General features: G+C 48.1%; 28 protein-coding genes. All 28 read right to left on the reverse strand.

The window, feature by feature from the left end; translation table 11 throughout:
- Positions 1 to 64: 64 nt before the first annotated feature.
- Positions 65 to 1,720 carry a peptide ABC transporter substrate-binding protein gene (locus EDM55_RS29660; RefSeq protein WP_092277387.1) on the reverse strand — a complete coding sequence of 552 codons (1,656 nt, stop codon included), beginning with the start codon at positions 1,718 to 1,720 and terminating at the stop codon, positions 65 to 67.
- Positions 1,721 to 1,841: 121 nt separating this feature from the next.
- Entirely contained in the window at positions 1,842 to 2,867 is a 1,026-nt protein-coding gene (locus EDM55_RS29665; RefSeq protein WP_092277390.1) for an ABC transporter ATP-binding protein, read from the reverse strand.
- A gap of 5 nt (positions 2,868 to 2,872) precedes the next feature.
- On the reverse strand, positions 2,873 to 3,790 hold the full coding sequence (locus EDM55_RS29670) for an ABC transporter permease (RefSeq protein ID WP_092277393.1): 918 nt from the start codon (positions 3,788 to 3,790) through the stop codon (positions 2,873 to 2,875).
- Positions 3,787 to 4,725 carry an ABC transporter permease gene (locus EDM55_RS29675; RefSeq protein WP_122927034.1) on the reverse strand — a complete coding sequence of 313 codons (939 nt, stop codon included), beginning with the start codon at positions 4,723 to 4,725 and terminating at the stop codon, positions 3,787 to 3,789. The genes EDM55_RS29670 and EDM55_RS29675 overlap by 4 nt, the downstream gene beginning before the upstream one ends.
- Positions 4,726 to 4,949: 224 nt before the next feature.
- Positions 4,950 to 5,288 (reverse strand): DUF3870 domain-containing protein, encoded by a 339-nt coding sequence (locus tag EDM55_RS29680; RefSeq protein ID WP_122962115.1) that lies wholly within the window; start codon positions 5,286 to 5,288, stop codon positions 4,950 to 4,952.
- A 135-nt stretch (positions 5,289 to 5,423) separates the two neighbouring features.
- Positions 5,424 to 5,987: a hypothetical protein gene (locus EDM55_RS29685; protein ID WP_122962122.1), complete on the reverse strand. Its 564-nt coding sequence runs from the start codon at positions 5,985 to 5,987 to the stop codon at positions 5,424 to 5,426.
- A gap of 66 nt (positions 5,988 to 6,053) precedes the next feature.
- Entirely contained in the window at positions 6,054 to 6,470 is a 417-nt protein-coding gene (locus tag EDM55_RS29690) for a hypothetical protein (protein ID WP_092277401.1), read from the reverse strand.
- Between the two features lie 155 nt (positions 6,471 to 6,625).
- A complete protein-coding gene (locus EDM55_RS29695; RefSeq protein WP_092277404.1) occupies positions 6,626 to 7,033 on the reverse strand; it encodes a hypothetical protein in 408 nt (135 codons plus the stop codon).
- A 167-nt stretch (positions 7,034 to 7,200) separates the two neighbouring features.
- Positions 7,201 to 7,401 carry a hypothetical protein gene (locus EDM55_RS29700; protein WP_092277407.1) on the reverse strand — a complete coding sequence of 67 codons (201 nt, stop codon included), beginning with the start codon at positions 7,399 to 7,401 and terminating at the stop codon, positions 7,201 to 7,203.
- An 80-nt stretch (positions 7,402 to 7,481) separates the two neighbouring features.
- On the reverse strand, positions 7,482 to 7,628 hold the full coding sequence (locus EDM55_RS30580; RefSeq protein WP_170184483.1) for a hypothetical protein: 147 nt from the start codon (positions 7,626 to 7,628) through the stop codon (positions 7,482 to 7,484).
- 13 nt (positions 7,629 to 7,641) lie between these two features.
- Entirely contained in the window at positions 7,642 to 8,481 is an 840-nt protein-coding gene (locus EDM55_RS29705; protein ID WP_092277410.1) for a type II secretion system F family protein, read from the reverse strand.
- Entirely contained in the window at positions 8,481 to 9,188 is a 708-nt protein-coding gene (locus EDM55_RS29710) for a type II secretion system F family protein (RefSeq protein ID WP_246071096.1), read from the reverse strand. Before EDM55_RS29710 ends, EDM55_RS29705 begins: the two co-directional genes overlap by 1 nt.
- 188 nt (positions 9,189 to 9,376) lie before the next feature.
- Positions 9,377 to 10,726, reverse strand: coding sequence for an ATPase, T2SS/T4P/T4SS family (locus EDM55_RS29715; protein WP_092277416.1), 1,350 nt, complete (start codon positions 10,724 to 10,726; stop codon positions 9,377 to 9,379).
- Positions 10,726 to 11,844 (reverse strand): hypothetical protein, encoded by a 1,119-nt coding sequence (locus EDM55_RS29720; protein ID WP_092277419.1) that lies wholly within the window; start codon positions 11,842 to 11,844, stop codon positions 10,726 to 10,728. Before EDM55_RS29720 ends, EDM55_RS29715 begins: the two co-directional genes overlap by 1 nt.
- Entirely contained in the window at positions 11,841 to 12,629 is a 789-nt protein-coding gene (locus EDM55_RS29725; protein WP_092277422.1) for a CpaB family protein, read from the reverse strand. The genes EDM55_RS29720 and EDM55_RS29725 overlap by 4 nt, the downstream gene beginning before the upstream one ends.
- Positions 12,626 to 13,033 carry a hypothetical protein gene (locus tag EDM55_RS31240; protein WP_258957975.1) on the reverse strand — a complete coding sequence of 136 codons (408 nt, stop codon included), beginning with the start codon at positions 13,031 to 13,033 and terminating at the stop codon, positions 12,626 to 12,628. Before EDM55_RS31240 ends, EDM55_RS29725 begins: the two co-directional genes overlap by 4 nt.
- Before the next feature lie 475 nt (positions 13,034 to 13,508).
- A complete protein-coding gene (locus tag EDM55_RS29735) occupies positions 13,509 to 14,270 on the reverse strand; it encodes a hypothetical protein (protein WP_092277429.1) in 762 nt (253 codons plus the stop codon).
- A 153-nt stretch (positions 14,271 to 14,423) separates the two neighbouring features.
- Positions 14,424 to 14,705, reverse strand: a complete 282-nt coding sequence (locus EDM55_RS29740) for a hypothetical protein (RefSeq protein WP_092277433.1) — start codon at positions 14,703 to 14,705, stop codon at positions 14,424 to 14,426.
- A gap of 166 nt (positions 14,706 to 14,871) precedes the next feature.
- Positions 14,872 to 15,489, reverse strand: coding sequence for a DUF4046 domain-containing protein (locus tag EDM55_RS29745; RefSeq protein ID WP_092277436.1), 618 nt, complete (start codon positions 15,487 to 15,489; stop codon positions 14,872 to 14,874).
- Positions 15,490 to 15,626: 137 nt separating this feature from the next.
- Positions 15,627 to 16,097, reverse strand: coding sequence for a hypothetical protein (locus EDM55_RS29750; protein WP_246071095.1), 471 nt, complete (start codon positions 16,095 to 16,097; stop codon positions 15,627 to 15,629).
- Positions 16,094 to 16,513, reverse strand: coding sequence for a TadE/TadG family type IV pilus assembly protein (locus EDM55_RS29755; protein ID WP_246071094.1), 420 nt, complete (start codon positions 16,511 to 16,513; stop codon positions 16,094 to 16,096). The genes EDM55_RS29750 and EDM55_RS29755 overlap by 4 nt, the downstream gene beginning before the upstream one ends.
- An 8-nt stretch (positions 16,514 to 16,521) precedes the next feature.
- The gene (locus EDM55_RS29760; RefSeq protein WP_092277445.1) at positions 16,522 to 17,019 is read right to left on the reverse strand and encodes a prepilin peptidase; all 498 of its coding nucleotides are present in this window, start codon (positions 17,017 to 17,019) and stop codon (positions 16,522 to 16,524) included.
- Positions 17,016 to 17,192: a pilus assembly protein gene (locus tag EDM55_RS29765; protein WP_092277448.1), complete on the reverse strand. Its 177-nt coding sequence runs from the start codon at positions 17,190 to 17,192 to the stop codon at positions 17,016 to 17,018. Before EDM55_RS29765 ends, EDM55_RS29760 begins: the two co-directional genes overlap by 4 nt.
- 71 nt (positions 17,193 to 17,263) lie before the next feature.
- On the reverse strand, positions 17,264 to 18,094 hold the full coding sequence (locus EDM55_RS29770; RefSeq protein ID WP_246071093.1) for a type II secretion system F family protein: 831 nt from the start codon (positions 18,092 to 18,094) through the stop codon (positions 17,264 to 17,266).
- Between the two features lie 79 nt (positions 18,095 to 18,173).
- Positions 18,174 to 19,073 (reverse strand): type II secretion system F family protein, encoded by a 900-nt coding sequence (locus EDM55_RS29775; protein ID WP_122962118.1) that lies wholly within the window; start codon positions 19,071 to 19,073, stop codon positions 18,174 to 18,176.
- A 10-nt stretch (positions 19,074 to 19,083) separates the two neighbouring features.
- Positions 19,084 to 20,568, reverse strand: a complete 1,485-nt coding sequence (locus EDM55_RS29780) for a TadA family conjugal transfer-associated ATPase (protein WP_092277457.1) — start codon at positions 20,566 to 20,568, stop codon at positions 19,084 to 19,086.
- 12 nt (positions 20,569 to 20,580) lie between these two features.
- Entirely contained in the window at positions 20,581 to 21,957 is a 1,377-nt protein-coding gene (locus EDM55_RS29785; protein ID WP_122962119.1) for a CpaE/TadZ family protein, read from the reverse strand.
- Positions 21,954 to 22,688, reverse strand: coding sequence for a Flp pilus assembly protein CpaB (gene cpaB / locus EDM55_RS29790; protein ID WP_122962120.1), 735 nt, complete (start codon positions 22,686 to 22,688; stop codon positions 21,954 to 21,956). Before cpaB ends, EDM55_RS29785 begins: the two co-directional genes overlap by 4 nt.
- Positions 22,689 to 22,831: the final 143 nt, after the last annotated feature.

Genomic DNA, 22,831 nt, shown 5'->3' on the forward strand with positions numbered 1-22,831 from the left:
TCGGCAAAAAAGGGGGAGAGTCATTCCAATCTGCTCTGAAATGACTTCTCCCAGCAATTGCTTATTACTTCACAACAACCTTTCTCAAGTCGGTATAGCTCAGCGATGTGCTCACGATACCGCTCACTTTGTCGCTTTGGAGGAGAGATGTGTTATAGAAGTACAATGGTGCAATCGGCGCTTCATCCATCAGGATTTTTTCTGCGTCATGCAGCATTTGCAGACGTTTTGCATCGTCGGCTTCTTTGTACGCGTCTTGGATCAACTTGTCGTATTGAGGGTTGTTCCAGCCGGTACGGTTGCTTGGGCTCTTCGATTGGAAAATGTCCAGGAAGTTGATGGCATCACCGAAGTCAGGCAACCAGGAAGAACGAGCAAGCTGGAATTGCAGCTGCTTTTGCATATCGGTCAGAACTTTTCCTTCTACCTTTTGCAGCTTCACATCGACACCCAGGTTTTGCTTGAACATTTCTTGCAGAGCTTGAGCGGTTTTCTCATAGTTGGTTCCGCTGCGGTAAGTCAGGGTTACTTCTGGCAGAGTGGTATACCCTTTTTCTTTCATGCCTTGCTCCAGCAGTTTTTTCGCTTCTGCCGGATCGTACTTGATCAAATCTCCGCCAACTTCGCGGAAAGAGCCTGTTCCGTTTGCATCTGGCAAGCCGAAGGAAACGAACGCATTTCCTGGTTTTTGCTGACGCATCAGGACGAGGTCGACGAGTGTTTGACGGTCGATCGCCATGCTGAACGCTTTGCGAATATTTTTGTTGTCAAATGGCTCTTTGGTCACGTTAAAGCGGTAGAACTCGGTTCCCGCTCCATCTTGCACCAATACTTTGCCCTCTTTGAATAATTGGTCTGCCATATCGGAGGGAACAGTTGTCGTTCTGTGCAGCTCCTCATTGGTGAACATTTGGTACTCGGTATTTTCATCATCGATCATTTTCCAAACGGCACCAGCCAAGGTTACGTTTGCCGCATCCCAGTAGTTCTCGTTTTTCTCAATTTTCAATTCGCTGTCATGTGCCCATTCTTTCAGCTTGAATGGTCCGTTACCAACGAAGGTAGACGCTTCTGCAGCCCATTTTGGATCCTTTTGATCAACTGCTTGGTTTACAGGGAAGAAGGCCGGGTTGGATACGAGCAGAAGCGTCCAGGAAGCTGGCTGTGCCAAAGTTACTTCCAATGTTTTGTCATCCAGCGCTTTTACTTTTACGCCATCTGCTGGGCCTTTTCCGCTGTTGAATGCCTCTGCTCCTTCAATCATGTAAGCGAGAGGAGCTGCTGAGGAAGCAATCTTTGGATCGAGCAGTCGTTTCCAAGCATATTCAAAGTCTTGTGCTTTTACCGGATCTCCGTTTGTCCATTTGTTGTCACGCAGCGTAAACGTGTACACTTTTCCGTCCGGAGAGATTTTCCACTCAGAAGCTGCTGCTGGCTGAACTTTTCCATCTGCATCTAGACGGGTCAAGCCTTCCATCAGGTTGTTCAAAATGTTGTAGGATGGTTCGTCAAAACCGATTGGCGGATCCAAGGAAGTAGGCTCCTTGATGTTGTTCAAGAGCAGGAGCTTCGCCGCTTGATCCTGTGGTGTAGGAGCTTGCTCGTTGGAATTCGCTGCAGGTGCTGGTGTTGCTGTGTTCGCAGGCTGGCTGGAACATCCTGCAATCAGCATGGAAGCGGCCAACGATGCAGACAGCACAATGGTCGATATTTTTTTCACTGTTCTTCTTCCCCCTTATACTTTTTTTATATGTCGTAAAAGGATGCGTCGACGGGCGACACCCTCTTTTACACCGAAGAATGATCAGCCTAACGAGCCTCAGGCGAAAACAGAGAAACGATCAGGTACCAGTAGGCGCCTGCGTGGATGCCAGCAGCTTTTTCGCCCGCGGATCCTGCAGCCAACAGGAGACAGCGTGGGCGTTGTGTACCTTTGTTTCCTCCGGCTGGTAATTCCGACAAACCTCCAGTGCGTGATTGCAGCGTTCTGCAAACGCACAGCCGAGTGGCGGCGAGAACAAATCAGGCGGTGTACCCGGTATTGGACTGAGCGGAATGTTGCGATCCGCATCCAGACGGGGCATGGATGCCAGCAAGCCTTTTGTATAAGGGTGTTGAGGATTATAGAAAATGTCACTCACAGGGCCTGATTCCACTACCTTCCCTGCGTACATGACGTTTACTCGGTCGGCGATTTTGGCTACTACTCCCAAGTCGTGCGTGATGATGATGATCGATACGCCTGTTTTCTGCTGAATGCTTTTGAACAAGTCGATGATCTGCGCTTGGATCGTCACGTCCAATGCGGTAGTCGGCTCATCAGCAATCAGGATAGAGGGATTGCACACGAGAGCAATCGCAATCATGATCCGCTGTCTCATCCCTCCGCTGAATTGGTGCAGGTATTGCTTTAAGCGGCTCTCTGGATTGGCAATGCCCACGAGCTGGAGAATTTCAATCGCTTGTCTTTTCGCTTCGGAGCGCGGGACCTTTTGATGGCGAATGATCCCCTCCATGATCTGCTCCCCGATGGTAATCGTCGGGTTCAGCGAAGTCATCGCATCCTGGAAAATCATCGAGATTTCCGATCCGCGAATGCCCTGCATTTCTTTCTCAGGCAGCTTCGCCAAGTCTTTTCCTTTGAAAAGGATACTTCCCCCTGCGATTTTGCCGATATGTTCAGGCACCAGTCTCATAATGCTTTTTGCGGTTACGCTCTTTCCACAGCCGGACTCCCCTACGATCGCCAGCGTCTCTCCCTTTTTCAAGGAAAAGTTGACATCCCTCACCGCACTGATTTCACCACCATGCGCTCGAAAGGTTACTTTTAGCCCGCTTACTTCCAGTAAAGTCTCCCTTTGTTCCATGCTGACTACCTCCTCGACTTCGGATCAAACGCATCCCGCAAACCATCACCGAGCACGTTGAAAGCTAGCATCGTCAAGGAAATGAAGAAAGCTGGGAAAAAGAGTCTCCACCAATGCCCGGATAACAACGTCGACAATCCATCGTTGGCCATTACCCCCCAGCTCGCTTGAGGAGCCTGGACGCCCAGACCGAGGAAGCTCAGGAAGGCCTCCGAGAAAATAGCACTAGGGACAGAGAGCGTCACGTAAACGATGATGATCCCGATTGTATTTGGCAGCAAGTGCTTGCGAATGATGTAGAACGGCTTTGCGCCCATGGTTTTCGCAGCCAGAACATACTCCGAATTTTTCATTTGCAGCACCTGGCCGCGAATCGTACGTGCCATACCGATCCATCCGGTTGCACTCAAAGCGACGATAATCGTCATCAACCCCGGACCCATTACGACCATCAGCAGGATGACAACAAGCAAGTAAGGAAGACCGTACAAAATATCCACGAAACGCATCATCATATTGTCGACGCGCCCACCGAGGTAACCGGCGATTCCACCGTACAGAACCCCGATAAAGAAATCGATCAGGGCAGCCATCAGACCAACAAACAAGGAGATTCTGGCCCCATACCATACACGTGTAAACACATCTCGGCCAAATTCATCTGTGCCGAACCAGTTCGCATCAGATGGTGCTTTATTTTTCGAAATGATTGACTGCTTGGCGTAGTCGTGACCCGAAATCATGGGACCGACAATCGCCATCCCAACGAGCAGAATAATAATTACTAGCCCCATCAGAGCCAGTTTGTTGCCCCGCAGACGAATCCAAGCTCCCTGCCAATAGGTCAGTTGAGGTCGTACAATTGCTTCCGCATTAGAGCTGTCTTTTCGCATCGGGATAAACAAGTCATCAGAAACAATCATCCTTTGCTCTCCTTTCCATGGAACTTGATCCGCGGATCAATGATTCCGTACAACACGTCTACAACAAACATCATGAAGATGAGAAGGGCACTGTAGAATACGGTGGTCCCCATAATAACCGAATAATCGCGGTTATTGATCCCGGCAACGAAGTACTTGCCCATTCCTGGAATCGCGAAAATCTTTTCGATAACGAAGCTTCCTGTCAGTACATTGGCGATCAATGCTCCGAGCAGCGTGACGACTGGCAATACAGCATTGCGCAGCGCATGCTTGATCACGATCGTCGCTGGTGATAGACCTTTCGCGCGGGCCGTTTCAATGTACTCCTGCGTCAGCACTTCCAGCATGTTGGTACGAGTGAGGCGGGCGATGATGGCAATCGGGCCAAACGCCAAAGCCAGTGCCGGCATGATGACGTGCTGCCAGGTCCCCCAGGTTGCAGTCGGAAGCAGCTTCCATTCAACAGCCAAATATTTAATTAGAAGCGAAGCAACAACAAAGCTCGGTATGGATATACCCACCACTGCGATGATCATCGCGATGTAGTCGATGAGACGGTTATGCCTCAAGGCTGCTACTACGCCCAAAGCAATCCCTGTCACAATCGCAAACAGCACCGAGACAATCCCAAGCTGGAACGATACAGGAAAGCCGCGAGCAATCATTTTGTTTACGGTATCCGAGCTGTTGGCAATCGATGGCCCCAGATCGAATTGGACAAGCTGTTTGAGGTACAGCCCATATTGAACAATCAATGGCTTATCCAAGTTGTAGTAAGCGTTCAGGTTGGCCGCTACCGCTTCATTCAATCCCTTGCCATCCTTCTCAAAAGGAGAGCCGGGTACCGCATGCATGAGGAAAAAGGTCAGTGTAATGATGAGCCACAAGGTAACGATCATGGAGATAAATCTGCGAATAACAAATGATAGCAAGGAATCTCCTCCTTCTTGATCAATCGGTTCTGATGAGGCATGGAACACTGCACGGAGTTGGCAAAGTTTTTGGCGCTCCCCTGGTAGAATTGAATATTTTTTATTTTCAGATCTACAGAGGTAAGAATGAAAAAAACCCAGCAAATGCACAAAGCTCTGGCATTTGCTGGGTTTTACTTACGTGTATGCCTCGCATACGAATAAATAAAGCAGCTATGTACTATTTACCGCTCCTCCGGTTTTGTTCTCACGGCAATAGCTTGTTTGTATTTCTTCTGTGCGTCTTTAAACGCTGCCATCAACGTTTTTTGAGAAGATCCAAAATACCGATAGCGAATCTCCTCTCCTATTGCATCTGAGTCAAAAATCGAATGTCCAATAAAAATAGACCTAGCAAAGTCTGACGTCAGCTGTACAGTAGAAGAGCAAGCAGCCTCTACAATCTTGTCGTTCGACGTATCTACGACCAGCCCAATAAAAAAGGCACTGAACTGTTGGGTAATCGGATTGTTAGAAGAAGACTGCGCATCGCCAACGATATAAATGGTATCTTTGTCAAACAATTTGAAAACCTCGCCTTTTGTGCTTATCGATCCGGCAAACGGGACGTTCGGAGAGCTACTTCCTCACACTCGCAAGCTGGCTAAGCACTTTCCTACATAGTACCAAAGAAATTCATAATTTGTAAATAACTCAGACTAATGTTTCAATTCTTCCACGGAAACTACGGGAAACGAGTGACCTGGGAGTAGGGGAAGAAAGGGGCTTTCGTCTACAAAGGCAATTACGACATGGGATGGACCCACCATCGTTTTTGGCGCAAGACGCAATTCCTCTCCCTCTTCCGTCACCACAGTGATATGCAGTCTCCCCCCTTCTGGCCGACTCGCTCCAGGTACGAGACGGTCCTGCGAGAGAGATTTTCCGTTATAGCGCAAGTAAATATCCAGATCCTGCCGCCATGCCCGAAAATCGATGTTATAGCGTGTAAAGACGAGGGAATCTGTCGTTACACTGTTGTTCGCAGGCACAAATGTCTGCAGCTCACGATGGTATCCACCATTTTGGTTCATTCTTTCCTCAAACCGATCCATCGCCTCATCCTCCAAAAGGTCGATCACTCCCTCTGTCTTCAAGACCGGATCCACGGCAAACGTCGCATGATGGTTGGCCAGCTCCAGCAGCATCTTTACTTCTGTTTTTTTCTGCATCGCCAAGTCAGCATCTACAACAAACAGCCCTACTAGCAGAAAGAAGAGAATAGACGAAATGGACAAGACGTTGATACCCGTACAAAGAACCTCCTTATTCGGTTTTGATTGATTGGTTTATAAATCGTAATCCATGACGTTTACTGTGCCTTGCCGTGTTACCTGCATGCGCTCAGCCGGCAATGGAAACAGCTCGGTTAATCGCGGATATGGAGCTTCCAGCCGCAGCTCAAATTCGTCTTCATGACTCCAAACAGTAGGGTCAGCCGAATATGTCCGAGTAATAGTTACGGCAAGGTCACTTCCCGAGCGTGACAGCTTCTTTTCGGATAACTCTCTCGAAATGAATGCCTGAACCGCTTGGTGGATAGTCGCATCATCCGTTCCGCCATGATTGCTCACATATTTAGCGGCCGCTGCACTTACCTCCAGAAGCTCATTCTTCGCCTGAACAACCGTATGAACCTGCATAATCCCCAATGGGACAAGCAGCAGCACCATCACATTTAAAAGAACTGCAAACAATTGTCCCATCAGCTTGTACCAAACCGGCTCACACTTCCAAGCAGTTCACCGAAAAACGCGGTGCAAGCATCCATCAAATTGTCTGGTCCCGTAAGCAGGAGATTGACTGTTAAAGGTAATACCAGTACGAGTAAAACCAATGTGGCAATCAGCTTGTTCAAGATCTACCACCCCGGGTCAAAATATTCAGAAGGACGGGTGCCTATGAAGGTAAACGTCACCTCTCCCTCTACAAATCGGTTCAGCCATTGTGCGACCTTGGAAGGAGTAACGGTGATGGCAAGTGTGACAGCCTCCTGTCGTTCCTTTCGCGCCCGCTGGTTCTCCGCACGAGGGCCACTGCCCGCGAAGACGTCACCTGACACATCCCACCCCAGCTCCGCCATCTCTTGCGAGTAATACTCGGCCAACGCAGGGTCCAGATACCCAATATCCTGCATGTCATCCAGCATATCGGCATAGATGCTGCGGGCAATCGCCCTCTCCATCGCATACATGTGGTAGGCCCCCAGAGCTGACAGAATGGCAAGCATGACTGCCAGGCTGATTATAAATACTTTCAATTTGACCATTGTCCTCGCTTGCTCCGCCTTTCTTCAATGAAAGATAACCGTAGCCGCTCTGTGTATGCGCACTTCTTGCGTTTGACGCAACTGCTCCTCTGGCTGCAAGCTCCATAAGACGGAGCAAAGACTGCCTACCATGATTAAAATGATGAGAAAAACGTGCTGGGCGAGCATTAGTTGGATGTGTAGGACGTTCCGTTTTGCGTCCGGAAATGGATATTTTCATTTTTCGTATCGTAATTGAGGGAACCGATTGAGTTATTGATGCTCTCAGCGGATTCATTTGCCGCTGGGCTCAGTTCATTGCCGTATGAGCTTACGCCAATCCCAAGTACCATTACGCAGGCTAAAAAGATGAAGAACATTTTTGACATGTAGGACACTCTCCTTTGATTTTTTAGTTGAGGAATTGATGCGCTGACCCTTCTATTTATGTGGATCAAACTGGGAGACATCAAGGAATTGCCTGATCAATCCAGCTGACTGCGCGATCTCGCAATCCACCATCTTTGACGATCGACTCATTTATTTCGGAGAGACTCGAAACGATGATACCCAGGGTGAATACAATACACATCATGATGGACAGCAGCTTTGTCATGAGGCTCCCCCACTCAGGTTAAATATTTGTCCAATATTTCTGTAAGCAGCTTGTACCAAGGAAACATAGCAACCAACAGCCCCATGTAAAACGCTGGATAGACGATGATGCTGTAGCCGATTCCCAATGACTTGATTTTTTTCCGATGGCGAAACATTCGGCGGTGATCGACTGCCCATTCCATGCGCTGCATGGTCACGCTGATTTGCCCTTCCGTCAATTTTTCTACTGTCCGCATACTAGATACGAGAATGATGCCGTCGTCCACGCCCATTTTTCTTTTGAAGCTTTCCAGTGCTTCGTCCGGATCCTTATTCCACTCGGAGAGCGTTGGGAGGTACTCTTTTAATTTTCTGGTTGGTCGTGCAGCTTTGACCATTGCACTATAAATGGGGACCTGATTTTCCAACAAAGTGACATAGCGATTAATAAATCGTGCGATATCCGTGCTAAGCATATCCTCTCTATGCCCGGCCCACATTTTTAAGCCTATGTACGGCAGCATGAAACTCCCGGCAGAAGCCAAACACATTGACAACACGGGGAATGATTCAAACCCGCTCACGACCGCCCACAACACAACTAGAAAACAGACAGAGCTTCCACTGACCAGCTGGAAAAAGACCCATTCTGCTTTTCCCCAGCCAAACGGTCTCCCCGCACGATCCAATAGCTGTTGCCACCCCTCATCCTCTTCTGATTGCAGTGTCTGCTCCCATTTCCTCCACCAAATATTCGAAACAAAGAGCTTGGGGCGTTGCATGCTGAATAGATACTTCCCTATTAATAGAAAGGCCGTAAAGACGAACAGCGAGCCCAGACCCAAATAGGTGTACATCACTACGATCGGCATCAGCGATACCTCCTTCCCCAGATGAAAGCCAGCACGATTGAAAATGCCCATACCGTAACGCCAAGTGCCAATATTGCTTGCCCGTCAGGTGTGTAAAAATAGAGACGATAAGAGTCCTTCAACAAGCTCTGGTTGTATGGAATCAGACAAATGCAGATGGCAATGACAATCAGCAGGCTGATCCATATTGAATGGATTTCACTGTCTCGTTCTTCCTTCTCGTCCTGCTGTACAAACATCTCGTTGGTAAGTCGATTGAGAGGAGCTTGAATATCTTCTGTCTCTCCTTCCAGGCCGCTTGTGACATACATGGCAAAATCAAACGCCCAAGGGTGATCCAATCTCTCTGCAAATTGTTCCACTGCGGCCACCGGGTCACCCCCATCTGCCAGGCTGTTGTTGACCAGCAGCAAGTCCGGCAGCAGCTCCTTTGGACATTCATCAATAATCTCGCGGAAGGTTAAAACGATATTTTTGCGACTGTTATAGTAACGGGAGAACAACTCTACGAAACGACAGAATGAGCTGATCTTTTTGTTGATGCGCACCGTATAGCGAGCGTACAGCAATAAGGTTGGCAGCATAAGCAGGAGTAAAAACAAGGAAAGAGATACGATTACATTTCCAATCAGGACCCCCGATACGAAGCCTGATACTGCTCCTATCAGTGAAACCAGTAAATGAGCTTCAGGATTTCCGCCAGCCATTTGGCACCATCTGTCGTAACGGGTGTATAGCCTTCGCCGTAATGCATCTTTCAGAAACCTTTCTCGCCACACCTCAATGGTTCGGGGAAAAAACACCTTCGGAGCAGACCATCCTTTGTACAGGTAGAGACCCATGAACAAAAAGCCGCTAAAAATGCATAGGAGCATGGGGACCAGTAATACGTATTTCATAGCTGCCTACCTATGTCAGTTAACCGCAGATCCTTTAATACATTCATGTCTGCTTTCCCAACGTGACACATGTATTCGACCAAGTGTGGTGCTATTTGTTTCCCTGTCCATTCGTACTCTCCCGTCTGCATATTTCGCCAGACAAGCGGGATGGATTCCAATCGATTAAACGTTTCATCCCACTCAGTGACGTGGACGGCGTCAATGAACCGATGCCCACTATTCCGGTAGGTAAGAGAATTGACAAAATTAACTGCCCTGCTTATCCGCTCCTGAGTAAGCTCGATGCTTCGACCTCCGTACTGATAAACCAGATCGGTCAAATCCTGCAATGCTTTATGAGGGAATCTTTCATGCATAGCCCCGATCGTAGCATCCGTTCCTCTCACTCCTGCATTTATGAAGTGATAGGCTTCGATAGGCTCCCTGATCTCACCAATAAGGATTGTATTAGCTGTCGACCGGTACATGTCTTTGAAGCAGTGTGACAGCTCGATCCCAATTTCCTCTACGTTTTGCAGTTCAATGACTTCACCAGGCCAGACATCCCCGAATCTCATCTCATGCTCACTCTCGAATATCGTCACGTATTCCGTATTTGGATCCTTTAGCTTCAACATACACAGCATCAAGGTTGTCTTTCCAGCAGCCATCGGACCGATCACCAGCACATTCCCCCGTCCGTACACCTGTTGTTCAATCAACATCTGCACTTTCTCATCGAAGGTAGGCTGTGGCTGCGCCCGTAGACTGCCTAGTGAAAAGGTCGGTGTTGTAAACCTCCTAACCAGAATCGTGGGCACGCGAGAATAGGGAAAAGTAAACATCGTGAGCCTAGCCTTGATAGAATCCAGGTACCCGCTCAGCCGAGGCTTTTTCTCATTAAAGGACAGACCAGCTGTGTTGGTTAGCTTTTGCTGAAGTGTCTCTACCTCTCTCCAAGAAGGAATGTAGGCAATAGATTTTTTCACTCCGTGCTCGATGTACGCTACTTTTCGGTTCGCAGAAATACGAACCTCCTCTACCCACGGAGATAAATGAAGGACAGCATCGAGAATTCCCCATCCATAAGTGGCGAAAGCAAGTCCCTCATATCCATTGACGTGAGGCAGGATTTCTTCTGTAACGGGTCGCTTCATCACTTCCTCAAAGAAATGCTGCAGTCGCAAAATAATATGATTGTGGCTATCCCGATTTCCTTGCTCTGCGGAAGATAATATTTTTTGCATTTCCAGCTTTTCTTCTCGGGTGTTTCCAAAATGATTCAGGTAGTCCCTGGAGGCCTGTTTCAGGTCTTCCACATCTCGTAAGCGGCTGGCTGTCCAGGTTTGCTCAGTTGCTCGCATCAGCTCAACACCGCACTTTTCTCGTAATATTCCGCTTCTGCTATCTGCTTGAGACTAAGCATATACGGCTTCGGCGGAAAGAACTCTTCAACAAGCACACTGCTACTGCGATGGGATTGCATCAAACGGCCTTCTGAAATGCGCGGAACAACGCCATAGACGGAAATGTCTTCCCCGATTCGAAACGGCTCCCCTTTATCCATATGACTGAGCAGCACTTCGCAAGTGACTCCTCTCTGGCTCCATACTCGAATCCACTCTCTCGCATTCTCGATGCTGAATGGGTCTGCCCGAACAAACAGCAGGTTGCGGTCAGCTGAATACAGCATGTGCTGCAATGCCTCAGATTCCGGGAAGCAGTATCCCCAATCGACATAAACAAAGTCAAATTGATCGCGGAATGCAGCCATCATATTGGCGATTTCAGAGCTTCTCCACTTGTTTGCTGCGTGTGCATAATACAGGTTTGGCACATGAACACTTTGCTTGCATACTTTTCTCCAATTCCGTTTTTTAGCGGTGCTCATATCCAAAAAATCAGGTCGAAAGAGTGCCAATTGATGCTTTTGCAGCTTAAAGAAGCGCGTCAGATCTGGTTTAGCTTCGTTCATATCCAGAACAGCAATTCGTTTCTCAGGATTCTGTCTAGCCAATACCAGCGGATAGTTAATGCAGAAGGTGGTGATTCCTGAAGATCCGTAGCTCATCAGGGAATAGACGACTCCCTTGCCCTCCCCTGCTCGAGTCGGCTGGATCCCCTTCACGAAACCGAGGATGTGGCTGATTTGATCCCGTATCTCTTCCTGCGATAATTTAGCGGATAGGGCATACACACCTGTTAAGCCTATTTCTTCTGTTACCCTTCCAATCAGGGCCTCATCACGATAAAGTGGGACAACAATCAAAGGTGTTCCTTCTGGAAGAGCTTCCTTCGCACGTGGGAGCCATTCCCAAACGGGCGAAGAAAACATCTCCGAAAACAGGACAGCTGCATCCGGCTGATATAGCTGCACGTAACGAAAAAACTCTACAGGAGTCTCCGCAACGAGCACTTCACTAGTCTCAGGCATATAAGTTTTAGCCAACGACTTCATGGGGTAACAAACGATAATTTTCATGAAGCTTGCTCCTTTGTCACCATGATATGTCCTACTTGAAGCATTCCATATGACATGGCTTCCGAGAGTATGATGTACTGTTGATCCGTTAGATTGAATCCAACAAAGGCCGGTAATGCAGTAGGCTGCACGCGGTAGTCCCGATACCGCTTTTCTCCGTTTTGCAGCGGCTTTTCCCGTGAGCCGTTAAACACCGCATCCATATGATCTGGCGAGGGAAGCCCACTTGGTTTCAGCGTGTAGATTTCGATCCCGTTGCTGTCCCTCACGCTAGCAAGTTGACTTTCAAACAACAACTCTGCTGTATCGTTCGTTTGACGAAACTGAGCTGGTTCAGGCATCCCCTGCAATTCAGTAAGGGGCTTGTACTTGACCCAAATCTTCACATGATCACCCTTGCGCAGCTCAGTTAACGGTTCGATAGCCGTCAAAGGAAATTCGTATCTCGCCTGACCTTTGTCCGGGAGCAGCTGAGTTTCCGTCAGCTTGCTCATAAGCAGCTGCTCTCCCTCAAAGATGCTCTGGACACTTCTTTTTCCGAGTACACTCTCAATATCTCGAGCAGAATCTGGCAGGATCTCATCTATTTCTTCTGAAACAAGCACGACATCTTCCCGAGTAATAGGTTCAAACGGAGAAATTTCCTTCCCTTGTGCCACCTTGACGACTGGGGCAAATAATCGCTCGGCAGCCATCGCATCAATGTATTTCGTAGCTGCGTAAAAAGAGGAGCCTGCCAATAGAAAGGAAATCAGACATATCAGAAACAGGGTTTGCTTTTTCATAGGACCCTTCCTTTGTACGTGTGGATCAAGGGAGAAAACGCATGCTCTTCTTCTGGAAATTGTTCTAGCAGCAAAGATGCCTTCACATGTGCATCTCCCACTTTTTCGCCATTCATGAGTGGAAGTACATACTCTACCTCTACTGGACCACTTTCCTGATCCCAAAGGGACAAGGTTCCACTAATTCTTTTCATGACACTGGTCCGAGAAAGCTGCTGGTTCCATTTGTTTGCGATCAGCTTGATTTTTCTTTTTTCGGTCATCCACCATGAAGGTGCCGGCTCAACCAGAAACAATCGGGTAAGGCGGGCAAGATCAGTATCAAACACGACCCAGATCTCATCGACCAGTTCAAATATTTGTTGGGCCGCTTTTTCTTTCCAATGGGAGGAAACATCAATCATAACAACGGGACTGTCCTTGCACGTCCGTAGCAACCAATGAGCTGCGTCTATTGGGGGAGTCATTTTTTTCTGGAAAGGAGGTTCGATCTGGATGCGTAGAAAATCGTTCTGTATGAGGAGCATGGGTGCGGATGTATATGGGTTTGCCTTTCGGTTTAACCTGCGTTCATAATCGAGTGCAAAATAGAAGTAAGAGATGGTGCTGGGCAACTCACTGAATGTGACCGGAATTCTATTTCCCGCCCAGATATATGCGACATTGGAGGAGAGGAAGCTCGCCCCTGCCTGAGCATATAAACTGGTAACTGCGATGCATCGGCGACTCAATACGCTCTGATGATCTTCGCCTGTTTGGGGGGAGGAAAGCTTGTCCTTTAATGTTCTCCACTGTCTCTCTTCCTCTGGAGTATGTGAGAGCGCCTGTTGCTCCAGGTCACGAAACCGTGTGACAAAACGATTCATTTGGTGAAACATGTTATCCTACCTGCGTATCGTCGTCGGACTTTGTTTTACTGCTTATATAATTTTTAAACTTCACGACCATTTCTCGAATAGTCAGTGATTTACGATGATAGTAGTAGATTTTTCGCAATCTCTCCCGCTCCTGCGGGGTCATTTCAGGCTTAAACTCGTAAGCCATTTCTATAAGCAAGGCTAGCTCGACGTTATTGGGTCTTCCCCGTCTTGGTGGATTTGCAAATAACTGCTGCTGCTTTTTATCAAAGGCATTCGGGTATTCAACCAACCACATATCTACCAACGTTTCAATATCTTCATGAGAGCGAATGCCTAGCTTCATCAAATATTTAAAGTAGGTCGGCAACGATCGATCCCGCAGCAGGCCATTTTGCCAGCGAGCGATAAAGCCATTTGGAATCGTTAGCAGCTTCGTTACGTCGCGAATGAGTGCGATCCGGTTTTGTGACTGATATTGCACCACCGCTTCTTTTACAAGGGTAAATAAAATATCGTGGTAGTTCACATCCTCTGCCACGGGGCCATATTGGACTACAAACCATTCCTCTACTGCCTTGTCAAAATCTCTCCGGCAGTTCGTCAATTGAAGGTAATCCAAATGCTCGTAAAAATCCTCTAAATCGTACTCCTTCAAGAACTCATCCTGATAGTCTCCAAAGACGTAAACGATAAAAGATTCCTTTAACTCTTCCAAAGATACCAAGCTGAAAGTTTCCTCGTAGCAGCGGTTGACTAATTCGATTGCACTATTTGCCAACACGACAAAATACCCCCAAATTTTTACATTTTTGTTTTTTTACTAGACATTTTGCTACATCTTTCGTCACTCGTCAAATCTTTTTTGTATATATTTTCCTGTTTTCTTATAGAGATAATCGCCTCACACGCAACCGTGCAAGGCGATTGCGGGAGACTACTCTACCGTGAAGTAAAGCTCCTCACCCGTTTTCAGGAGAAGGCCGATCCTTCCCCTGCGCTCCATGACGGTAGGAGCATCCTCCATAACAATCAGCCCGTCATTGAGTACTACTCTGCTCCCAAATCGATGAATCGTCTCGATCTGAAAGCTTTCCTTTGGCAGCCTTTCCACTGAAAGATGTCTGCCTGGCTTGTGCTTCTGGTAGCGGACCGTCCGCCCAAGAAGCTGCTCCACTGTTGCAGCGGAACGAGGTTGGTGAGCCTCTACTGTTGCCATGCGCAACGCCTCCTTCTCTCACCTTTAGAGTACGGCCGTTTCATGTGCTTATAAGCCAATGAAACTATTACTACCGTAAAAAAAGACAGAGGGGTCACGCAAACTTTTTTAGCACCTCTAAGTAAAGACGGTCGCTACTACGGGAAGTAGATCGGTAAAGATCTTCTTAAAACTCTTCCCAAAGTGCTGGAACATTCAAATGTGGGTACATCTCTGTCACCATATCAAACGGCGAGAAGTACAACGTATCTACGAGTATTTTCAGCTTATATTTTTTCAAAAGGCTGTAGGCCCTCTCTGTTTTTCCAAATATTCGAGGCAAATGGCTAACATCGGGCAGCTTCATGAGATGGCTGCACATGTAATCAACGCAGATCTTTGCACGCTCCTCGCCTTTGATGCTTTGAAAATAGAGCGGTGGGAAATGACGGCGAATTCCTGACAGCACCTCTTGATACACCCACAGCACTCGCTGTTCCTCAGATGGACGCGGCAAGTAAGGATAGGCGAAGTCGACCATGTAATAGACGTCCTCAGACTTGGCCTCAATCGGAGGTTCGATATACTCTCGCACTAGATGCAGCTTGAGCTCTTTCACATCCTGAATACTCAATTGCTGTCGGGCCTGCTCTGGTGTCCATTGCTTTACATTTTCGATCGCGTATCGAACAATCAGCTGAACCTTTTGCTTCCGGTACTGTATATCTTCAAATTCGTATGGAGAAAAACGTTTTTGTTCTCCACTGAGGATCCTTTTGTACCGTTCTACTACTTTTGATGGCATTGCACATTCACTCCTATCCCCCATTTTTTGGTAGATACTTCAAAATTACCATGTGGGTTTAGGACAAAAATAACAGCACTCATCAATTGTTTCATGTCATTAGTCGTACGTTCCAGATTGCGAGACACGTTCCAGCTTTACCTGATGATCTTCCGTGAAAGACGGCAGACGAGTCTCCACCCCAATCCAAATGTAGTATATACCCTGCTTGTACAAATGCTGCTTTTCGCCTTTCTGATGAACACGTGCGCGTCATCCAATTTTCCCCGCTCTAGTGAAGCGCGGTTATCATTCCAAAGAATTTCAGCCTCTTCTCTGGCTCCCCTGATAATTTCCGCTTCCGATCGGATGGCCTCTTCCTTTGTAGCAAACAATCGTGTTTGTCTGTTCCCCTCCGCATCGACGTACTCCCACTTTCCTGCAGCACGTGCACCTTTGGAGATGAGGTCAGCTGTTTGCTGGACGTTCATTTTCAGAAAATGCGTCTGCTCCTGAAACAATACCAGAGAAAGCAAGCCTCCCAGGCAAAAGAGAAAGAAGATCATCGTCAGCAAGGTAGCGCCACGTTCATCAGCCAGCTTGGAACGGACTTGACTCAGACGCCTCATTTCTTGTCCTCCGCATTTTCAATCATCATGGAGTAGCTCTCCGTCAATTCATACTTTTTTCCGGTCGCCAGCAAATAGAAAGTCATCGAAGCTATTGCGGAGATGTGGTTTCCTTTTTTCCAGCCTCCCCCTCTGATCTTTAGCTGAATATCGTGATCGGCTACGCCCACACCCTCTTTGAGCTCTGCTTCCCCCCGCTCTTTAGCATAATAAGCAGCTAGTCCGTAATTGGGCTGAACAGCTGCAATCCGCCCTGCCTCGTAAGCAGCCGCTAAGGCTTTCTGCTTGTTGTACAAAATACTGAATTGATCGAAGCTGAAAACAATCAGCAGCCAGACCAAAGGGAAAACTAAAATAAACTCCAGCAATTGACTGCCGCGTTCATCATGAATCAAGGTGTGCAGCCTCTGATGCAAATTCTTCCTCATGGAGCCAGTCCGGTACTACATACAAAAGGTTGGATACAAAAAGCACCGAGTAGAAATACAGCGTACGGAAAGGTGATGGAGGCTCGTCCAGCTTCCGGTAACCAAAGCTGCCGATGTGCTAGCCAACCGACGGAGAGCTTTTGCAGATTTTCCCGCAAACGTGACCAGGTTCTAGGCAAAAGCAATACCGCCAGCAAACAAAGAAGGAGGGAGTGTACAAACAAAGGATATACTTCCGTCCAGTTGCTCCAAGCCCCCACAGCCATCAGCAGCTTTTGATCCCCCATCCCCATTCCCCTAAAAGCGACGGGCCCTACGGTAAGGATAAACGCCCCTGCTACCCCGCTCCATGCTTGCCAGATCGTTCCGGCCTGCCACTGGTAGCACAAACCAAGCGCCAAAAGCGGAAGGGTAAGCTCGTTGGGAACCTTGCGCTGTCGCCAGTCACAGCAAGCGGCTACCACCAGCAGTCCTAACAGAACAATGTCACTCATTTGCTGATTTTCTCTTGAAGCTCTGCCAGCTTTGCGTCCTCTGCTTCACCGAGAGAAGCCAGGGTAGGAATAATCAAAATGAGAATGACGGCAACGATGATGACCATCTCTACTATCGTGACGCCATCCTCTTCGTGCCAAAAACGCTGTGCATACTTTTTCATGAAGGACATTTGTGCTCACTCCTTTTGGATATCGCTCTTCCTACACTCTGTCAAAAGACAGCAGTCCTTCGCAAAAATATTTACAGTCGATCCTCAATTCCGATCAGAACTGGCCCCATCACCAGGAACAACAGCGGCACCCCCATCAGAATGATCACTAACGGCAGCAGCCTAATATTCAAGCGATTCATGCTCGTCGATGCTTCGTCCTCGAGCTGCCTCAATTGTTCCTCAACCTGTACGGCTAGCATGCTGCCAATGCTTACCCCTTTGCTCATCGCTTCATTGATCTCCAGCGCAATCGTGGTCAGCGCGTCTACCTCCCAACGAAAGGCCAGCTCCTCTAGTCCCTTTCTCCACGTCCCCAGACGTTTTTCTTCCTTCTCCAAGCGTGTCAGTTCATACCCCAGTCTTGCATCAAATCTTTGGGCAGTTTCTTTTACAGCCATTTGAATGGGCATTCCCGCTTCAACCAAGGCAAGTACAATACTAAAAAAGACTGGTACCTGCTCGCGAATTTCTCCTTTGGCGCGTTTGTCTGCCCAGTCCAACAGCCAGGTAGGCAGCAGGTACAAGGTCAAGCAAAGCACCAGTGGCAAGCTGCTCACCATTCCAAATCCGTGTCCTTGAAAAAGCCTTACCATCAGGTACAGAAAGGCAAAAACTATCAATACCAGGCAAATAGCACGAACCAGCACAATTTCCGCTAAACTCACTCTTGTACGAAGCCTCAGAAGCATCTCTTCTGTCTTTTTCCTGTCAATTCCCATCCAACCACATAGCTTAGACAACATGCCGTCATGCCTCTCCAAGTACCTTAGGAGCCTCCATTTGTCTTGCCCGCGTTGAAAGGCATGATTCAGCTGAGCTTGCTGTTCTTGTTCAATCCTGCCAAACAGGGAGAGAATCATCCCTCCTTCCCTCCCCAAACATGCAGGCAGGCCATACAAAAAAAGCGCTAAACTGATAAGCGCACAAATGATTTCCATTTTAGCCTCCTCTGTGCACACTTTTTGACGCTACATAACGTATGGCCTCGCCACCTAGGAGAATGCATGCGAAAGACGCTAGGATCATGAAACGACCTCCTAGCGTAGCTGTCAAAGAATCAAAGTGGTGAGGATTATTCGCAAAGAGCGCGGTTATGAATACAAACGGCATGACACTGAGCAAATTCACCTGCGAAATTATTTGCGCCATCGCAGCTTTTTGCCTGCGTAGCGATTGTCTCCGACGCAATATAGTCGAGGCAGCCAGATCCAGCGTCTTGGCCATATCTCCCCCCATCTCCCTCTGAATCTGCACAATGGTAGCCAAGTACTTCACATCGGCTGAGCCCGTTCTTTCATAAAAGGAGCTCATGACACGCTCTAAAGGAATTTGCGCACGCAGTAATTCCACAATGCGGTGATATTCCGCTGTCACGCTTGCCTCAAGAAAAGAGCTGTTCGCAACTTGTTCAAAGGCGTGCAAGTACGAAGGCGAAGTCCGCAATGAACTTGCCATAAGTCGTATGGCCTTAACGTTTCCTGCTTCAAACTGATCCTTTCTCCGCGCTCCCAAAATGGCAACAATCCGCTCGGTAAAAAGGACTCCTGCCAACCAAGCGGGTAAGGCAAACAGCCATGATTGTAAAATTTGCATCGTAAGTACAAACGACAGCAGACCGAAAAGAAAAGAAGAGGTAATATACAGATTAACCCCCCAGCCAGACCTTGAGTGGAGTAGTCTTTCCTCCAACCGGTTCCAAACCGTTTGCCGATCCCGTTGCATCTGATCGATGATCGCGTGCTTTCCGGCAGGCTCCCGCACAAACCAATTGTGTGGAGCAAGTATGAGGAATAGTCCCATGCCGATTCCTGATGCAATAGGCCAGCTTACATCTCCCATACACGTCCTCCTAGATTGAAATCGGTTCTGTAAAAAAGACCCGATCGATTTCTTCTCTTGTCATCCCTCGTTCAATCCAATGCTTAATCAGCTTTTCCGGACGATAACCGGTCCAGCGAAAGTGGCCCGTTACTTTTCCATTACGAACTCCCGTTGACTCAAACACAAAAATATCCTGTAAATAGACTCGGTCTGGTAATACCTGTTTAATATTACACGCGCGTTTAATCCACTCTTCATGAGATTGACCAGTACCTACAACCTCTGTAATCGCCACAACTTTTCTGCTCCCGTCTTCCTCAAATCTCTTCACTTGCACGATCAGGTCCAGAGCTGAGCCGATCATCAGATTTCGCTCTTCCGTACTGTATAGCTCGTCCGCTTTTCCGAATAAAATGGGCAGTGTGGAATCGACCAAGGCTCGAGGCGAGTTGGCATGCGCTGTACTCCAGCTCCCAGGGTGATCCGTATTCATCGCCCAAAGCATATCGACAATTTCTCCCCCACGGGCTTCTCCGACCATGATGACATCCGGGCGCATGCGCAAGGATAAACGAACACAATCCTTTATCGTGAATCCCCCTTTGCCTTCGTAATTGGCTGGCTTGGCTAAAAAGCGGCGGACATAAGGATGCTGCAGCTTCATTTCCAGTACGTCCTCAATCGTGATGATGCTGAGAGAAGCAGGGACAAATTGCGAGATCAAATTGAGCAGGTGGGTCTTTCCGGAGCCGGTACCCCCACTTACCATTCCTGATGCACGCGATAGCCCAACAGCGCGTTTCAGAAACAAAAGCATGGGCTCACAAATCGATCCATAGCGTAAATAATCAGCTTCACTAAGCAACTCTCTATGTTTGCGGATCGTGAGCATGTGACCGTCTGGGGAGATCGAGCGATGGGTAGCTGTCACACGTGAGCCATCTGGCAGCTGGGTGTGCAATTCGGCTTTCGTCTCATTAAACTCTCTGCCCATTGTCGCCGCGATCTGCTCCAATAGCCGCAGCATTTCCTCTTCGTCCCGAAAGACGGGGATCTCAGGCACTTCCAATCGCCCCGTGCTTTTTCTTTCCACCACGAGATAGTTGTATTTATGAAACAGGATCTCGGTAATATCTGCATCTTCAAGCAACTGATCCAAGGGTCCCCATCCCGTCAGAGAATGCAGCAACCGCCTTACTTCAGCTTCAATCTGTTGCGTAGAAATTGGGGTTTGTGCCTCCAGAAGCATCTGAATGTCAGCCGTCAGCTCTCTATGGAAGCTCTGGGAGCCCTTCTCTTCCCACAAACGTTTCCCATACTTCTCCACCAGCTGAGTCCGAATCGCTACCTCTGCTTCAGGAGCGATTCGGCTATGATTCTCTACAGCGTGATTGGCTTGTATTTTTTCGTTCAATGTATGTGGATATCGTGCGGCTTCTTTCCCGGCTGTTCGCAAATCCTGCATCCCACGCCCCTGATTGGGAATTCCAAGCAATTGTTTTTTGTCGAACATCCAATCTCCTCCTTAGCTCCATAACCATCGAAAAAGGGATGACCGCTCTTTTGCTTTTGCCTGTTTAGGCTGCTTTTCCATGCCTGCATCAATCGGAAGCAGTGCCCTCCCCAATGTTTCGATGGCTTCCTTTGCAGCAGAACGCCCCGGGTGGAGCATGACAGGGATCCCGCTGTTAATCGATTTTTTTACTTCGGCATCGTCCGGTATGGAGTAAATCCTTCTACTGGGATGTAGTTGAAAGTAAGCTCTGATTTCATCTAGGGTAAACATCTCTTTCCGTTGCAATCGATTCATGCACATTTGGATGCGTTCTTCCGGGTATTCCGCTTCTCTTAACAATTTCAAGAGGCGTTGAATATTTTCGATAGAGTCTACAACCGGATTTCCTACCATAACGACTTGTTCTGCAAAGAATAAAGCTTGTATCGTGGCGTCTGTCGTATCTGGCGCTGTATCAATGAGGATCACGTCATAGTCGCTGTGCTTGAGCGTCTCCAAAATAAGATAGAGGTGGTAGTCCTTGATTTCAAAGCTATGGCGTATATCTCGAGGAGAAGTCAGTACATCCAGCCCTGACTCGTTGTGACGTACGATGTACTTGGATATGTCTTGGGGGGATAACGGAAGTGCTGATACATAATCCTGCCACTCTTCCAGCCGGACCGTATTCGGGTCACGTCCATGGCGTTTCACTACTTCCTGCAGCTGCACGTCCATATCCTGTACCCATGTAAATATATTCGGAGTCCGCGGCAGGTTTAGCGCTGTTGCAAACGTTCCCAGGTCTAAATTAAAATCAACTGCCAGTACTCGCAGCGACTGACCTTCTTGTTTCTGCATGGAGAAAAAAATGGCGAGCTCACGCGAAATAAAAGTTTTTCCCACTCCACCTTTTGGCCCGTACACCGTAATTAAATGCTTTGGCGTTGCTCGTAATGGCAGGGCTGTTGCAGGCTGCAACGGAAGTTCTGTGATTGCAGGCTGCACCGGTTTCTGAGTTTGAACAATGACTGACTCTCCTCCTGCACCTCCTGGTGTCATCATGGCGAGAGCTTCTAGTTGATCAGCAAGCACGGGCTTTGCTATTACCCAGATGCCTAAGTTTCGGAAAAACGGCTCCCACACGAGCTCTTGAGTGGAACACGCTGCGATAAAGGATAAATGTGGATATGCCAATCGAAATTGCTGACTTAGCACTCCCCTCTCCGTGTCTCGAATTCCTCCTAACAGCACGACATCAGGGCGCGCTGTCTGGAGCATTTGCCAGGCCTCCTCCACGGATGTCGCATGGCCGCCAACCACCAGTCGCTGACTCGCAGCCAACCGTTGCTGTAACACCATTACGGATTCAATATCATCATCTACGATCAGTAAGCACTTCTTCACTCTTTTTCCTCCTCCTGTTGTCCCCAACGCTTCTGTGTTTTCATTAAATCCGCTGCAAAGGCGGCATTGCCAATCCCTGCTTTCTGACCGTCCACCCCTGGAGCCAGGCCCAATCGAATTTTTCCATAATGCAGTGCATGTGTTAACAAAACGGCTTCATTCTGTGACAGAGAGAGGCTTACAGCTACTAGATTGGGCTCTTCCCCTTCCATTTCTCGTTGAACGGCAATGACCGGCATATATTGCAAAAGCAATCCTGAATGCGCGCCATCATCGTCCTCAAAGGAGGCAAAGACATGAACTCGCTCACCGGCGGTCAAATGAGGCGAAATGCCTGCGACGTTATCGACGGGAATGCTCATTCCAGTCATGGATGGGTTTAGCTTCGTCGTAGTTCCTCCCTTCATCAGAGTAGGCTGCTCTAAATCACTTGCAAGCAATGGCCGTCCGCCTTGCACCTTTCTGGTCAATGCCTTCCCTAAAAAATTTGGAGACTCGGTCCAGTGAAGCAACCCTGGGATCGACTTGTTTTGGTCCTGAAATAGGCCACCCATGTTTACTACCAAAGGCTCGATATCCGCTGCTTCTAGCAGCTGACCGCTTTCTTTCTCTACTGTTGACCGCAACTGTATATACGTCACCGCTTGTGGCTTCACAACCATATAGGCACCTAATCCTATGCACGATGCCAGTAATAGCAAGGCCAATAGCCGCAACGGATGTATAGACATGGTGCTAAATGCCCTCCTCTCGTTTTCATTAAAGCTAGCTTATACGGAGAATTAGGGACAAAAAAAACAAACAAAAAAACCGTGCAGTCATTTCTGCACGGTTCTTCTTTATGTACGCTCGTACCTTCAAAACTGGATCTGCA

The organism is Brevibacillus centrosporus (assembly GCF_003710815.1).
Lineage (GTDB): Bacteria > Bacillota > Bacilli > Brevibacillales > Brevibacillaceae > Brevibacillus > Brevibacillus centrosporus.

What these genes read in the sequence shown, in the direction of transcription:
- EDM55_RS29665 (WP_092277390.1), bottom strand. Translation starts at nt 2,867, where the DNA reads ATGGAACAAAGGGAGACTTTACTGGAAGTAAGCGGGCTAAAAGTAACC.
- EDM55_RS29670 (WP_092277393.1), bottom strand. Translation starts at nt 3,790, where the DNA reads ATGATTGTTTCTGATGACTTGTTTATCCCGATGCGAAAAGACAGCTCT.
- EDM55_RS29690 (WP_092277401.1), bottom strand. Translation starts at nt 6,470, where the DNA reads ATGGGACAATTGTTTGCAGTTCTTTTAAATGTGATGGTGCTGCTGCTT.
- EDM55_RS29695 (WP_092277404.1), bottom strand. Translation starts at nt 7,033, where the DNA reads ATGGTCAAATTGAAAGTATTTATAATCAGCCTGGCAGTCATGCTTGCC.
- EDM55_RS29700 (WP_092277407.1), bottom strand. Translation starts at nt 7,401, where the DNA reads ATGTCAAAAATGTTCTTCATCTTTTTAGCCTGCGTAATGGTACTTGGG.
- EDM55_RS30580 (WP_170184483.1), bottom strand. Translation starts at nt 7,628, where the DNA reads ATGACAAAGCTGCTGTCCATCATGATGTGTATTGTATTCACCCTGGGT.
- EDM55_RS29705 (WP_092277410.1), bottom strand. Translation starts at nt 8,481, where the DNA reads ATGCCGATCGTAGTGATGTACACCTATTTGGGTCTGGGCTCGCTGTTC.
- EDM55_RS29710 (WP_246071096.1), bottom strand. Translation starts at nt 9,188, where the DNA reads ATGGCTGGCGGAAATCCTGAAGCTCATTTACTGGTTTCACTGATAGGA.
- EDM55_RS29715 (WP_092277416.1), bottom strand. Translation starts at nt 10,726, where the DNA reads ATGCGAGCAACTGAGCAAACCTGGACAGCCAGCCGCTTACGAGATGTG.
- EDM55_RS29720 (WP_092277419.1), bottom strand. Translation starts at nt 11,844, where the DNA reads ATGAAAATTATCGTTTGTTACCCCATGAAGTCGTTGGCTAAAACTTAT.
- EDM55_RS29725 (WP_092277422.1), bottom strand. Translation starts at nt 12,629, where the DNA reads ATGAAAAAGCAAACCCTGTTTCTGATATGTCTGATTTCCTTTCTATTG.
- EDM55_RS31240 (WP_258957975.1), bottom strand. Translation starts at nt 13,033, where the DNA reads ATGATTGATGTTTCCTCCCATTGGAAAGAAAAAGCGGCCCAACAAATA.
- EDM55_RS29740 (WP_092277433.1), bottom strand. Translation starts at nt 14,705, where the DNA reads ATGGCAACAGTAGAGGCTCACCAACCTCGTTCCGCTGCAACAGTGGAG.
- EDM55_RS29745 (WP_092277436.1), bottom strand. Translation starts at nt 15,489, where the DNA reads ATGCCATCAAAAGTAGTAGAACGGTACAAAAGGATCCTCAGTGGAGAA.
- EDM55_RS29750 (WP_246071095.1), bottom strand. Translation starts at nt 16,097, where the DNA reads ATGAGGCGTCTGAGTCAAGTCCGTTCCAAGCTGGCTGATGAACGTGGC.
- EDM55_RS29760 (WP_092277445.1), bottom strand. Translation starts at nt 17,019, where the DNA reads ATGAGTGACATTGTTCTGTTAGGACTGCTGGTGGTAGCCGCTTGCTGT.
- EDM55_RS29765 (WP_092277448.1), bottom strand. Translation starts at nt 17,192, where the DNA reads ATGTCCTTCATGAAAAAGTATGCACAGCGTTTTTGGCACGAAGAGGAT.
- EDM55_RS29770 (WP_246071093.1), bottom strand. Translation starts at nt 18,094, where the DNA reads ATGATTCTCTCCCTGTTTGGCAGGATTGAACAAGAACAGCAAGCTCAG.
- EDM55_RS29775 (WP_122962118.1), bottom strand. Translation starts at nt 19,073, where the DNA reads ATGGGAGATGTAAGCTGGCCTATTGCATCAGGAATCGGCATGGGACTA.
- EDM55_RS29780 (WP_092277457.1), bottom strand. Translation starts at nt 20,568, where the DNA reads ATGTTCGACAAAAAACAATTGCTTGGAATTCCCAATCAGGGGCGTGGG.
- cpaB (WP_122962120.1), bottom strand. Translation starts at nt 22,688, where the DNA reads ATGTCTATACATCCGTTGCGGCTATTGGCCTTGCTATTACTGGCATCG.